Genomic DNA, 13,750 nt, shown 5'->3' with positions numbered 1-13,750 from the left:
GAAACGTTTCATCTTTGACATAGCAACGGAGCTATCCGATGAGCACCAGCGATGACCGTTCCACCCTGAGCCGACGCCTCTTCTTCCAGCGCGCCGGGGTCGTCGCCGCGGCGACCGCGCTGATCCCCCACCCCGCACGCGCGTCCGCCGCGACGGACGCCGCCTCGTACCGGCTGGAGAACGGGTACGTCCGCCTCTCCGGCGCGTACGGCAAGCTGACCGAGCTGGCCTGCGATCCGGCCGGCACGGGCCGCTACCAGCCGACGGCGTTCCGGTCGGTGTTCCTGGGCGAGTCCGACTTCTTCGACGCCGGGCACAACGGCGACGTCAGCTGGACCACGGAGGGCACGACCCTGCGGCTGTCCGGGATCCAGCTCCCCTCCCCGGCGAACCTACGCCAGGAGCAACACAACGCGCCCGTCGCCCTCCCGTCCGGCGGCACCCTCGGGCAGACGTTCGTCGCGACGGCGCACCGGTTCACGCGCGTCGGCGGCCAGTTCCCCACCTGGAACAGCTCGAGCTCGACGATGACGCTGACCCTGTACGCGGGCACCCCCGACACCGGCCTGACCGAGGTCGGCCGCCAGGTGGTCGACCCGCTGCAGGACAACGGATGGGCCTACGTCGAGGTAACCCCTCAGCCGGCCGGCACCTACTATCTCGAGGCCTCCGACGGTTCAGGCTCCCCCGGCTGGTGGGCGTACAGCGGTGACCCGAGCGTCGACGTCGGCGGCGCCGCCTACAGCGACCGGGCCCGGCTGTCGGGGCGGACGATGACCATCGACGTCGTCGGCTTCGACGTCGACGGCATCACGTCCTGGGACCTGAGCCTCGACGGCCCGCGGCTGACGATGTCGCACGAGCTGCGGTGGCAGGATGACCCGCGTGCCGACCTGGGCATGACGCTGAACACGTCCTGGGTCAAGGACGGGTTCTCGGTCGACTACGCCGACGGCGTCCTGTTCAGCCGGTTCATCGGCGACGACGGCTACTACATCCCGGCGCAGCAGCTCAAGCGCCGGGACGCCTGGACCAATCCCGTGCTGGGCACCAAATGGGTGGGGGCCACCGGCACCGGTCCCTACGACCTCCGGTTCACCGCGCCCCGGCCGGTCCTCGGCGGCACGATGACCGACGACTCGATGAAGCTCTCGCTGCACACCGGCAGCACCGAGCCGGCGCAGGTGGTCTCGCGGTCGGTCACGCTCGACGTGCAGGCCCACACCGAGGCCCTGCCCGACGCCTTCCCCGCCTTCCTGGCGTCGGACCAGGTCCGGGCGGCACAGCTCTCGACGTTCTACTGGGAGCGTGCCCTGAGCTTCCGGTTCAGCGGGCACGCGGCCGACTGGGCCGACTGGGAGGGACGCATCCTGGACTGGACGGGCACCGTCGGGGCGGCGGAGCAGTCAGCCAGCCTCCTGAACACGAAGCAGGACGACGACGGGTACGTCTGGTCGTGGACGGACTCCCAGGGCTGGCCCTTCCCCGATCCCGAGCTCTACGACAGCAGGCACTTCACGTCCAACGCCATGTACATCCTCGGCGCCTGGCGCTACTTCTCCTGGACCGGCGACTCGGCGTTCCTGAGCACGATGCTGCCGCGCGTCCGGCGTGCCATGGACTTCTACCTGGACTCGCTCGGTGGCAGCAGCGGCGTCGTCACCATCGACTCCCCCGACCACGACGCACGGGACGGCGCGGTGCCCTCCAACTACTGGGACATCACGTCCCACGGCTACCTCGACGCCTACGCCAACGCGTACTTCTACGGCGCACTCAAGGCGATGGCCCAGCTCGAGGACTTCGTCGGGAACAAGGACCGGGCGAAGCAGCTGAACGCGCTGCGCCCGACCGTCCGGGCGCGGTACAACGAGCTGTTCTGGAACGACACCGCCGGCCGGTACGTCCAGTCGATCGATGTCGACGGCGTGGTGCACGACTACGGCGCGACCTACGTCAACCTCGAGGCCGCCTCGTTCGGGCTGCCGACCACGGAGCAGGCCGACCGGATCTTCGACTGGCTCGACAACGGTCATACCGAGCTCCAGGACTCGGTGGTGCTCATCGAGGGCGGGAGCCAGGCGCCCAAGATCGAGCCGGGGCGCACCATGGGACAGAGCTTCACGGCCGACGCGCCGTTCACGAGCGTCGCCGCCCGGTTCCCGACCTACGGTGAACGCGGTGCCGCGTTCACGATGACGCTCTACCGGGGCCTGCCCGGCACGGCGCAGCAGGACAAGGTCGCGGAGCAGGAGTTCAGCGACTGGGGCGACGGCGGCGTGGCGCACATCGAGCTGCCGAGCCAGGCGCCGGGCGTCTACTACCTCGAGGTCTCCGACGTCACCGGATCGCTCGCATGGTGGTCGTCGACGACGGCGGTACCGGGCGCCGCGGCCTACACCGACGGCGAACCCGACACGGCCGCGCGGTCGCGGTTCGTCGTCGCCCTCGGCGAGCACTACGAGGGGCCCGCTGACATCTACTCCACGTGGGTGTTCGCGCCGCGGGCGACCACCCGCCGGAACAGCTACTGGTTCTTCCTGAACAACCTCAACACCCCGTGGGGACACCAGGTGCAGGACGGCGGGGCCATCCTCTACACCTCGGGCTTCGACGTGCTGGCGCGTGCCCGCTATCGCTCCGCCGACGACGCCTGGGCGCGGCTGACCGCGATCCTCGACCGCTGGAGCGAGCCCGACCACATCTCGGGCGGCACGCCGCTGTTCCGTGGCGAGAGCACCGTGGACAGCGGCACGGGCAGCACCTCGGTCGGGACCGACATCCCGTTCCCCGAGAGCGGGCTCGCGCCGGCCAGCTTCCTGTACGCCTTCGTCGGGGTCGAGGCAGAGCCGGACGGTCTCGTGATCACCCCCAACCTGCCCTCGTCGCTCAGCCACGTGGGCGTACGGAACCTCTACTGGCACGGGAAGCGGCTCGAGCTGACCGTGACCCGCGACCGGATCACGCTGCGCGGCGGGGGCGTCCGCACGAGCCGTCCGTACCGGCCCGGAAAGTCGGTGCGGCTCAGCTCGAAGGTGCTGTCGCGCTGACCCGGCCTGCTGTCCGGGGCGGAACGCGTCCGACCCCGGCGACGTGAGATCTAACCAAGTCGTCAAAGGAGACGTCTGTGCTGATCACGACCATCCAGAAGGCCGTGCGGCGCGCTGTGGCGCCCGCCCTCGCAGCAGCCCTGGTCGGTGTCTCGCTCACCGGGACCGCCGCCGTCGGCCGCGCCGAGCCCGGCAGCGGGGTCGGCGCGGTCACGGTCGGGACGCTGTCCGTGAACCACCTCGAGGAAGCCCTCGGCATCCCCGTCGAACCACCCGTCTTCTCCTGGCAGCTCGAAGGACCGGGACGCGGGATCGTGCAGACGGCGCGACAGATCCAGGTCGCGACGTCGGCCGACGGCTTCCAGGACCCCGACGTGTGGGACAGCGGCCGGGTGGAGAGCAGCGAGTCGGTGAACGTCCCGTACGACGGCGGGCAGCTCGAGGCGACGACCCACCACCACTGGCGGGTCCGGGTGTGGGACGGCGCGGGCAAGGCCACCCCATGGAGCGAGCCGAGCTCGTTCGAGACCGCGCTGCCCGCGGACGCCACCAGTGCCGAGTCGTGGGGCGCGGAGTGGGTCGGCGGCCCTCCGGACGGGCCGAGGGGCACCGGGTGGAGCGACTACACGCTGCGCGTCCGGGCCAGCGACATCACCGAGGCGCTCGGGATCGTCTTCTACTCGGACTCCACGGCGGACAACGCCTACATGTGGCAGCTGTCCGCACGGGGCGAACCGAGCCTCCGTCCGCACAGCCGGACCAACGGGAGCTGGGCCCTGCTCGACGACGTCCCGGTACCGGACGAGGCCCTGCCCGGCGGGTTCACCGGCGAGCACGAGATCGCCATCGCCGTGGCCGACGGCCGTGCGACCACGAGCATCGACGGACGGGCCATCGACTCCCGTGCCATCCCCCTGCGGTCGTCCGGCACCATCGGGTTCCGGTCGGCCCAGGGCGAGTCCGGCGACGTCGACGAGGTGACCGTCACCCAGGGTGACGAGACGCTCTTCCACACGGACTTCTCCGACGGCGTGAACCCGTTCGCGATCGGCAGCGTGGCGGACGGACGCCTGAAGGTCTCCGGCGTCGTCGAGGACGGCGTGCTCACCAGCGAGGAGCGTGCCCTGCCGCTGCTGCGCAAGGACTTCGGGATCGACCGACCGGTCGCCTCCGCCCGGCTCTACTCCACGGCCCTCGGGGTCTACCGTGCCGAGATCAACGGAGCCAGGGTCGGGGACCATGAGCTGGCGCCGGGCTGGACCGACTACAGCCAGCTGGTCCAGTACCAGGTGTACGACGTCACCGAGCTGCTCCGGCAGGGTGACAACACGATCGGGGCGATGCTCGGGACGGGCTGGTACGCGGGCCACCTCGCCTGGGTCGGCCAGCACCGGTACGGGACCGACCCGGCGTTCCTCGCCCGCCTCGAGGTCACCTACGAGGACGGGACCAGCTCGGTCGTGACGACCGACGAGTCGTGGGACACGACGCCCGGCCCCGTCCTCGACGCGGACCTCCTCATGGGTGAGACCTACGACGTCCGTCACGAGGTGCCCGGGTGGAGCAAACCTGGCCGCTCGGGCGACTGGACCGCGGCCCGCGTGTCCGCTCCCGCGGTCGGTGACCTGCACGCGCAGACGGATCCGCCGGTCCGGGTGACGGAGGAACGGCCCACCGAGGCCGTGACCACGCCCGCCGACGGCGTCACCGTCTACGACATGGGCCAGAACATGGTCGGCTGGATCCGGGCCCGGCTGACGGGACGGCCCGGCGACGTCGTGACGATCCGCCACGGCGAGGTCCTCAACCCCGACGGCACGCTCTACACCGCGAACCTCCGCACCGCACGGGCGACCGACACGATCACCCTCGGCGCCGACGGCACCGCCGAGTACAGCCCGACCTTCACCTTCCACGGGTTCCGGTACGCCGAGATCACCGGTCTGGACACGCCCCCCACCGCGGAAGACGTCACCGGCATCGTCGTGGGCACGGACAACCGGGCGACGTCGACGTTCGACACCTCCGACCCGATGCTGGACCAGCTGCACTCGAACATCGTCTGGGGTGTGCGGGGCAACTTCCTCTCCGTGCCGACCGACACGCCCGCCCGCGACGAACGGCTCGGCTACTCCGGCGACCTCAACGTCATCGCCGAGACCGCGACGTTCAACCACGACGCCTACGCCTTCCTGACCAAGTGGCTGAGGGACATGCGGCTCCGGCAGGCCCCGAACGGCGCGCTCCCCGGCGTCGCACCCGGCACCGAGCCCGGCGTCGGCGAGAGCAACGTCTCCGCCGGCTGGGGCGACGCCGGCGTGACCGTCACCCATGCGACGTGGAAGCAGTACGGCGACACCCAGGTCATCGACGACAACTGGCAGATGATGGTCGATCTCGTCGGCTTCTGGAGCTCCGTCGCGCAGGACGACATCGTCCCGGAGGGGCACGGGATCGGCGACTGGCTGAACCTCGACGACGCCACTCCCAACACGCTGATCGCCACGGCCTACTACGCCCACGACGCACGGCTGCTCAGCGAGATGGCGCGGGCGACGGGCCGTGACCAGGAGGCCGACGAGTACCGCGCGCTGTTCGAGCGTGTCAGTGCCGCGTATGCCGACCGGTTCATCGCCGCCGACGGGACCATCGGGAGCGGCTCGCAGGCGGGGTACACGATGTCGATCGACATGGGGCTCGTCCCCGAGGACCGGCTGGATGCGGTGGGCGACCAGCTCGTCGCGGCCGTCGAGGCCCGCGGCTGGCACCTGTCCACGGGGTTCCTCGGCACGCCGCACCTCCTGCCGGCGCTGTCGGCCGTGGGTCGTGACGACGTGGCCTACCGGCTGCTGCTGGAGAAGGAATACCCGTCCTGGCTGTACGAGGTGACGATGGGCGCGACCACGACGTGGGAGCGCTGGGACTCCATCCGTCCGGACGGCTCGTTCCAGGACCCCGGCATGAACTCCTTCAACCACTATGCCTACGGCGCCGTGGGCGAGTGGATGTACTCCTCCATCGGCGGCATCACGGTGACCAGCCCCGGCTACTCGACCTTCGACGTCGCCCCTCGGCCCGGTGGCGGTCTCACCCACGCCGCCGTGAGCCACGACTCGCCCCACGGGGTGGTCCGGTCCGCCTGGGAGCAGCGGTCCGACCACGACCTCACGCTCGACGTGACCGTACCGGCCAACACGACGGCGCTGGTGCACGTCCCGGCGACCAGCCGCCATGCCGTCGTCGAGGGCGACACCAGCGCCGGCGACGCACCCGGCGTCCGGTTCGTGCGGATGCAGGACGGCGCGGCGGTCTTCGAGGTCGGGTCGGGCACGTACGCGTTCGAGTCGCACGCCGTTCGCGGCCACATCGGCCAGGCCGCTGACGAGACCTCGGCCTTCCACCAGGAGGTCTCCGAGCTCGTCGCGTCCGGTGCCGTGGACCGCAAGGCCGGCTCGCGCCTGCTCGCCGAGGCGTCCGTGCTCGACCGCGTCGTCCGGTCGGGCCGCGAGCACGTCTTCGCCGGCCGGGAGCGAGCCGGCCTGGCGTCCGCGGAGACGGCGCTGTCCCGGGTCGCGGAGCTGCGGGAAGCGCTCGACCGCTGGACGGACGACGGCTCGGTCGGCAAGGACGACGCCGAGGTGCTGACCGCGTCGCTCGACCGGACCGGCGCCGCGCTGTCCGCGGCGAGCACGCTGCTGCTCGGTGTGACCATCACGCTGGAGCTCACCGAGCCCGCCGTCGTCCCGGGCGGCACCACGCGTCTGGAGGCGACCGTCGCGAACGACGGCAGCTCCCGGCTGACCGATCCGGCGGTCACGCTCGACCTGCCCGCCGGCTGGTCGGCGGAGGCGGGGACCAGCCCTCGGACGGTGCGGCCCGGTACGTCCGCCGTGCTGCCGCTGACCCTGTCGGCAGGAGCCGACGCGCCGATCACCGACAGCATCCCTCTCGACGGTTTCGTGACCTACCGCCACGGGCGGGCCACGGTCACCGTGCCGGTGTCGTCGGTCGTGGACGTGATCTCGCCGGTCGAGATCGTCTCCGTGGTGGCCGACCCGGACGTGCTCGAGGAGCCCGGCGACTCGACGACGGCGGTCGTCACGATCCGCAACCGTCGTACTGCGGCGCCGCTGACCGGTGTCGTCGAGCTCACCGCGCCCGACGGGTGGGTCCTGGACCCGGCGACCGTCCCGTACGACCTCGCCGGGGGCGCGGAGGCGAGCATCAGCGCGTCGGTGGCGTCACCGGACGGCGCCGGCGCGCAGGCCGGAACCATCGAGGTCACGGCTCGCTACGGCGACGGGGGCACCCCGGGCGACCGCGCCGAGCTGCGCATCACCACGGCCGTCGAGTCCTGGGACTTCGAGACGGACGGCGACGCCGAAGGATGGGAACCGACGAACCAGCTCGACGGCTTCACGGTGGCGGACGGCGCGCTCCGTGCGAGGTCGACCGGCGGTGACCCAGTCCTGTCCTTCCCCGGTCCGATGTCGCTGGACGCGTCGGCGGGCGCGACCGTCGAGGTCACCATGACGTCGTCGACCGCAGGTGAGGGGCAGGTCTTCTGGGGAACCGTGGACCAGCCCGGGGCCGCGGAGCACCGGAGCGCCCGGTTCGGGGTCGAGGCGGGCGGGCCACGGGTCTACCGGGTGAGCGTCCCGCCGCAGGCGAGCCCGCTCACGACGCTCCGGTTCGACCCGCTCAGCAGCGTGGGTGAGGTCCGGATCGAGAGCATCCGCGTGCTCCGCTAGCGGTGCCTCCGTCCGGGGCGCCGGGGGGGTGCCGCCGTCCGAGGGCGGTACGCGGAACGACCCCGGATGCGGGTACCCGCCGGACGGTGGAGCATCGAGAGCACCACCACCTTGGACGAGGAGGCACAGATGTCGACACCAGCCACCACACCGCCGAGGGACCCCGCCTCGTCGGAGGCCACCGAGCGCCAGCTGCAGCTCGCCGTCGCTCAGGGCAAGGCCTACCGCGAAGCCCTCGACCACATGGCGCAGGACGTGGCCGACGCCGGGGGCACGCAGCAGGCCGGCGACTACCTGATCGGCTACGCCATCGAGAAGGCCGAGGGCATGTACCACCTGGAGGACGGCGAGCTGGTGTGGCACAACCCGGGTGACGCCAACGCGCACGTGGAGGTCGTCGTCTGCGACGCGGCCGACGGGCGTTTCGTCCCCGGCCTGAACGTGAGCGCGACGCTCGTAACCTCCGGCGGGCAGGAGCTCGGGCCGTTCCCGCAGGAGCTGGTCTGGCATCCGATGCTCTACCACTACGCGCGCAACTGGGAGCTGCCGGAGGACGGCGAGTACACGCTGCGTGTGCACGTGGACCCGCCGACCTTCATGCGGCACGACGAGATCAACGGACGGCGGTTCGCGGCACCCGTCGACGTGGAGTTCGTCGGGGTGCCCATCGAACGTGGTGCCGAGACTGTCGACCCGCCGGGCTGACCCAGGTCAGTCCCGGTCGAGCTGCATCTCGGGCGGCTCGCCGGCCCCGGCCTGGAGCCGCTTGTCCGCGCGGAGCTCCCAGAACGTCGCGTTCTCGATGCCGAGCTGCCGCGGGTCGAACTGCGGGTCCAGGCCCCGCCGCTTCTGGTCGCGGTAGTCCTTGAGCGTCTTCAGGGCGGGGACCTGGAGGAACAGGATGCCGACGATGTTCAGCCAGGCCATCGAGCCCACACCGATGTCGCCGAGACCCCAGGCCGCACCGGCGGTGGTCACGGCGCCGTAGGCGACCGCGACGAGCACCAGCGCCTGCAGCACCCGCTGCATGGCCCGGGCCGCGACACGGTTCTCCATCTTGCGGGTCAGGTAGTTCAGGTTGGTCTCGGCCATGTAGTAGTAGGCCACGATCGTGGTGAACACGAAGAACGCGAGAGCGATGGCGATGAACGTCGGGCCGGCACCCGGGAACACCGAGTCGAGGCCCTGCTGCACGAAACCAGGACCTGGTTCGACGTCGGTGCTCAGGCCACCGTTGCCCTCGTAGACCACCTCACCCGGCCATGACTCACCGGCGAAGGTGTTGAACATCCCGGTCGAGATGATGATGAACGCGGTGGCCGAGCAGACGAACAGCGTGTCGACGTACACGGCGAAGGACTGCGCGAAGCCCTGCTTGGCCGGGTGCGAGACCTCGGCGGCGGCGGCGGCGTGCGGCCCGGTGCCCTGACCGGCCTCGTTGGAGTAGATGCCGCGCTGCACGCCCCACTTGACCGCGAGGCCGAGGATCGCGCCGAAGATCGGCTGGACGCCGAAGGCGCTGCCGAAGATCAGCCCGAACACACGGGGGATCTCGCTGAAGTTCATGAAGAACACGACGACCGCGATGAGGATGTAGAGCAGCGCCATCACAGGGACCACGATCACCGCGAAGTGCGCGATGCGCTTGACACCACCGATGACGATGAAGGCCAGCAGGATCACCAGGCCGATGGCGGTGACCCAGGTGGGGATGCCCCACGCGTTGTCGATCGCCGAGGCCATGCCGTTGGCCTGCACGCCGGGCAGGAAGAAGCTCATCGCGAGGATGGTGACGACCGCGAAGATGATCCCGTAGGTCAGCGAGAGGCCACGAGCCTTGTGCTTGTACGCCTTCTCGAAGTAGTAGGCCGGGCCACCGCGGTACTCACCGGTGTCCGGGTCCCGCTCCTTGTAGATCTGGCCGAGGGTGGACTCGACGAACGATGTGGCGCCACCGAGGAACGCCGAGGTCCACATCCAGAACACGGCGCCGGGGCCACCGAAGGCGATCGCCGTGGCCACGCCGCCGATGTTGCCCATGCCCACGCGGCCGGCGAGCGACATCATCAGCGACTGGAAGGAGGACGTGCCGTCCTCCGACTTCTCGCCCTTCTTGAGCTGGTCGATCATGTCGGGGAGGTGCCGGACCTGGAGGAAACCGGTGCGGACGGAGAAGTACAGACCGGCGAGAAGGCAGAGGGCGATCAGCGGGATCGACCAGATGAGGTCGTTCGCGGTGCCGATGCTGTCGGCGAGGCTCATAGTGACTCCAGAGTAGGAACATTCGGACACGCGCACCGGCGGAGACCAGCGCGTCCGCGCGCCACACCGCGCAAGTGGCGTCCTTGGCAGCGAGCGACCTGTGAGTGCGGTCACGGATTAGCAATGGCGGCACACTAGCGGGTCACCCGGGGCTGAACGCGAATTTGGGGACGCTCATTGCCTTGTCGTTACTCGATCTCGGCACAACTTGCCACGGCGAGCCCTGCGGAGGCGCGCGGGAGCACAGAGGTCCGAGGTGCGCGGTACCGTCGTGTGCGAGAGCACCACGGAGGGCAGCGATGAGCACAGACACCCCGCGCCACACCGTCACCGCGACGACGCACGTCGCCGAGCCGCCCGAGCGGGTCTGGGCCGAGCTCATGCACCCCGGGGCGCGATGGGTGCTCGGCGCCAACATCGAGACGGACTTCCGTCCGGGCAGCCCGATCACCTTCGAGGGCCACTTCTTCGGCCGGGTGTTCGCCGACAAGGGCCAGGTCATCGCGGTCGAGCGGCCGCGGCTGCTGCACTTCACGCACTTCGCGCCGCTCAACGGGCTCGAGGACGTCCCAGCGAACTACCACGAGATCCGCATCATGCTCGAGCCCGACGACCACGGCACGCTCGTCACCGTGGTCGAGGAGAGCTTCGACACCGAACGCCACGCGGCCGCCGCCGAGGGGCACTGGAAGAACGCGCTCGCCACGCTCGCGCACCGCGACGACGGAACCCCGACGTCACACAGGTGACCGACCGGGACGCCGCCTCCACCACATGAGGTACTGCCCTCCGTCGGGTAGCTGCTCTTGGTCTCGTGCACGACCCAGGCGGTGCCGGGCTCGGTCACCGGCTTGATCTCGACCTTCCCTACCTTGCCCTGCCGCATCGGTGGATGCGAGCCGCCGGGACCGGCGACACCCGTAGGACGCGGCAGGGTGGAAGGACGTCACAAGCTCGTCGTGACGTGTCCGGTCAGGACCAGTGCGACCCGGGTGCGGCGGCGTCGGCCTGCCGGTGCGGCCACAGTGCGATGGCCAGGCCGGCCAGGGCGCTCAGGATGTGCAGCACGTTGTCCGCCGCGTTGATGTTGAGGATGTTGATGTCCGGGTTGTTCACGGCGATCAGGCCGTAGACGAAGGTCGCCCCGTACCCGACGACGAGCAGCCAGCCGAACACGCGTGCTCGGCCCGGGACGGACCACATGGTCACCCCGAGGAGCCCGATCAGGAGGTGCACGATGTTGTGCAGGGGGTTGATGGCGAACCCGAGGAGCGTCTGGTCGTGGTCGTGCTCGGCGAAACCGTCGAACCCGGTCACCAGGAACCCGGCAGCGCCCACCAGGAGGTAGACCGCACCGATCGTGACGGCGAGCCACTGGTGCGGTGCCCGGCTTCGCGTCGACGACGTGGACTGTGTCATGGCATTTTCCATTCTGTGTGGTGACAGCACGCGATGGCCGGCCGCACAGGGCGTCGCGGCACCGCTCGTGCAGGTCGTTCGGAGCCGGGACAGAAATGGATGGGCCGTGACCCGGGGGTCGAGACCTCAGTTACCTCTGGCGATGGCCAGGGTGCCCTTGAGGTCGAGCCCGGCCTTGGTCCCGCCGTCGCAGAGGATGTCGACGCCGGTGAGGTAGCCGGGCCGGTCGCTGGCGCAGAACGCGAGGACCTCCGCGATCTCCTCGGGCTTCCCGTAGCGGTGCAGGGCGGCGTACTCGGCGAGCTTGTGCGATCCGCTCTTCTCCTCCAGCCGGCCCATCGTGGTGTCGAAGCTGCCCGGAGAGACGGACAGGATGCGTGCGCCCTGGGCGCCGAACCGTGCGGCCATCTCCTGGGAGTACCACATGACGAAGTTCTTGCTCAGGGAGTACGCCAGCCCGGAGCGCAGGTTGCGTGGTGCCAGGTTGGTGCGGGCGGTGAGCCTGGACGCCAGGCGCGCCGGGTCGGTGAACGCCAGGCGGTAGGTGCGGTGGGAGATCAGAGCCCGCGGCGCCATGTGGGCGGCGGAGGACGCCACGTTGACCAGGGCGAAGCCCTCACCCGCGAGCGCCAGAGCGGCCTCGGTGAGATGGATGGTTCCCCGCGCGTTGATGGCGATCATCTTCCCGGCGTCGCCCATCTGCGGGCTGACGCCGGCGCTGTGCACGACCGCGCGCAGGGTGCCGCCGGAGCCGGCATCGCGGAACAGGTCCTGGACCGATTGCCGGCTGGTGATGTCGCAGCGAGCGGCGACGGCGTCGACGCCGTCCTTGCTCAGCTCCGCGACCGCTTGGTCGAGGCGTTGCTGGTCGACGTCGGCGATGACGACGCGGTGGTCTCGGCCGAGGATCCTCGCGGTCGCCAGGCCCATCCCACCGGCGCCGCCGGTGACGATCGCTGTCTGGTTCATGTGCCTTCTTCCCTGGCGTCCTTGGCCTCCGGCACGAACGCCGAGACGGGCGCCGCCATCCCCCACTCGTACATCGCGTCCAGCACCGGCCGCAGCCGCCACCCCAGCGGCGTCAGCTCGTACACCACACGAGGGGGTATCTCCGCATACGCGGTGCGGGTCACGATGCCCCGCGCCTCGAACATGCGGAGGCGGCTGGTCAGTGTGTGTGCGCTGATACCGCCGAGCGCGGCACGCAGCTCGCCGAACCGCTGCGGGCCGTGCATCAGCTCGCGCACGATCAGCGTCGCCCACGGCCCCTCGAACAGCAGCAGGAAGCGTGCCACTCCGCACTCCGGCAGCTCGACCTCGTTCATGAGCCCACCCTATCGCTATTAGTGCAGTTGACGTAACTGATGCACCCCATGCACTAATGGCTCCATGACCTACATCGTGCATGGCGCCACCGGCGCCCAGGGTGCCCCCGTCGTCTCCGCGCTCCTGGCCGCCGGCATGCGTCCCGTCGCAGCCGTCCGCTCGACGGCGAACGTCCCGGACGGCGTCGAGTCCGTCACCGTCGACCTGGCGGACGCCGACTCGCTGGTCGCCGCCTACACCGGCGCGGACGGCGTGTTCGTCCACCTGCCCATGACCGGCCCCGACCAGACGGTCGCCTACGTCGACGCCATCGCCACCGCCATCGCGGCCGCCCGCCCGGGCCGTGTCGTGATCTCCACCAGCGGGCAGGTCGTCGATCAGCCCGACTCACCGTTGCAGGCGCCGGAGGACAGCCCCGTCACGGACCTGATCCGGAGGGTCACGGACACCGGCGTCTCCACCGCCGTCGTGGCTCCGCGGCTGTACCTGGAGAACCTGCTGCTCCCCGTCGTCGACGGCCCGGCCCGGCAGGACGGTGTGCTGCGTTACCCGCTCCCCGAGGCGTTCCCCGTCTCGTGGAGCTCGCACCTCGACGTCGCCGACGTCGCCGTCCGACTCCTGGAGGACCCGTCCGTGACGGGGACCGTGTCCATCGGCCACCTGCCCGGCCTGACCGGGCCCGACCTCGCGGCCGGGTTCTCGGAGCAGCTCGGGCGCGCGGTCGTGTACGAGGCCATCACCCCCGACGCGTTCGGAGCGCTGATCACGCCGCTGTTCGGCACTGACGCCAGCGCCCCCGTCGTGGGCCTCTACCAGGCACTCAATGCCGAGACCGCCAACACCATCAGTCACGGCGACAGCGCACAGAGTCTTCTCGGCCTGAACCCGCGACCGATCGACCGATGGCTGGCCGAGATCGTTCGCTGACGCCTCCGCCGGCCT

At 70.4% G+C, this 13,750-nt stretch carries 9 protein-coding genes; 5 read left to right on the top strand and 4 right to left on the bottom strand.

The window, feature by feature from the left end:
• The first annotated feature begins 38 nt into the window (after nucleotides 1–38).
• From AB0F40_RS12110 to AB0F40_RS12100, 3 genes are all read left to right on the top strand, one after another.
• Entirely contained in the window at nucleotides 39–3,050 is a 3,012-nt protein-coding gene (locus tag AB0F40_RS12110; protein WP_357467156.1) for a GH116 family glycosyl hydrolase, read from the top strand.
• A gap of 77 nt (nucleotides 3,051–3,127) precedes the next feature.
• Nucleotides 3,128–7,801 (top strand): family 78 glycoside hydrolase catalytic domain, encoded by a 4,674-nt coding sequence (locus AB0F40_RS12105; RefSeq protein ID WP_357467154.1) that lies wholly within the window; start codon nucleotides 3,128–3,130, stop codon nucleotides 7,799–7,801.
• Between the two features lie 129 nt (nucleotides 7,802–7,930).
• Entirely contained in the window at nucleotides 7,931–8,506 is a 576-nt protein-coding gene (locus AB0F40_RS12100; protein ID WP_357467152.1) for an iron transporter, read from the top strand.
• 6 nt (nucleotides 8,507–8,512) lie between these two features.
• Here AB0F40_RS12100 and AB0F40_RS12095 read toward each other — a convergent pair whose 3' ends face one another.
• Nucleotides 8,513–10,063: an alanine/glycine:cation symporter family protein gene (locus AB0F40_RS12095; RefSeq protein WP_357467150.1), complete on the bottom strand. Its 1,551-nt coding sequence runs from the start codon at nucleotides 10,061–10,063 to the stop codon at nucleotides 8,513–8,515.
• Between the two features lie 299 nt (nucleotides 10,064–10,362).
• Here AB0F40_RS12095 and AB0F40_RS12090 point away from each other — a divergent pair, with 299 nt between their 5' ends.
• Nucleotides 10,363–10,812 (top strand): SRPBCC family protein, encoded by a 450-nt coding sequence (locus AB0F40_RS12090; RefSeq protein WP_357467148.1) that lies wholly within the window; start codon nucleotides 10,363–10,365, stop codon nucleotides 10,810–10,812.
• A gap of 223 nt (nucleotides 10,813–11,035) precedes the next feature.
• On the opposite strand, the gene AB0F40_RS12085 is transcribed toward AB0F40_RS12090, so the two are convergent.
• The 3 genes from AB0F40_RS12085 to AB0F40_RS12075 all read right to left on the bottom strand — a co-directional run bounded on the left by AB0F40_RS12085 (nucleotide 11,036) and on the right by AB0F40_RS12075 (nucleotide 12,807).
• Nucleotides 11,036–11,482, bottom strand: coding sequence for a DUF4383 domain-containing protein (locus AB0F40_RS12085; RefSeq protein ID WP_357467146.1), 447 nt, complete (start codon nucleotides 11,480–11,482; stop codon nucleotides 11,036–11,038).
• A gap of 126 nt (nucleotides 11,483–11,608) precedes the next feature.
• Nucleotides 11,609–12,451, bottom strand: a complete 843-nt coding sequence (locus AB0F40_RS12080; protein WP_357467144.1) for an SDR family oxidoreductase — start codon at nucleotides 12,449–12,451, stop codon at nucleotides 11,609–11,611.
• A complete protein-coding gene (locus tag AB0F40_RS12075; protein WP_357467142.1) occupies nucleotides 12,448–12,807 on the bottom strand; it encodes a helix-turn-helix domain-containing protein in 360 nt (119 codons plus the stop codon). Before AB0F40_RS12075 ends, AB0F40_RS12080 begins: the two co-directional genes overlap by 4 nt.
• 64 nt (nucleotides 12,808–12,871) lie before the next feature.
• On the opposite strand from AB0F40_RS12075, the gene AB0F40_RS12070 reads away from it, so the two are divergent.
• Nucleotides 12,872–13,735, top strand: a complete 864-nt coding sequence (locus AB0F40_RS12070; protein ID WP_357467139.1) for an NmrA family NAD(P)-binding protein — start codon at nucleotides 12,872–12,874, stop codon at nucleotides 13,733–13,735.
• The last annotated feature ends 15 nt before the right edge of the window (nucleotides 13,736–13,750 follow it).

The organism is Promicromonospora sp. NPDC023987 (assembly GCF_040639055.1).
Lineage (GTDB): Bacteria > Actinomycetota > Actinomycetes > Actinomycetales > Cellulomonadaceae > Promicromonospora.
This window is presented reverse-complemented; position numbering and strand designations above follow the sequence as displayed.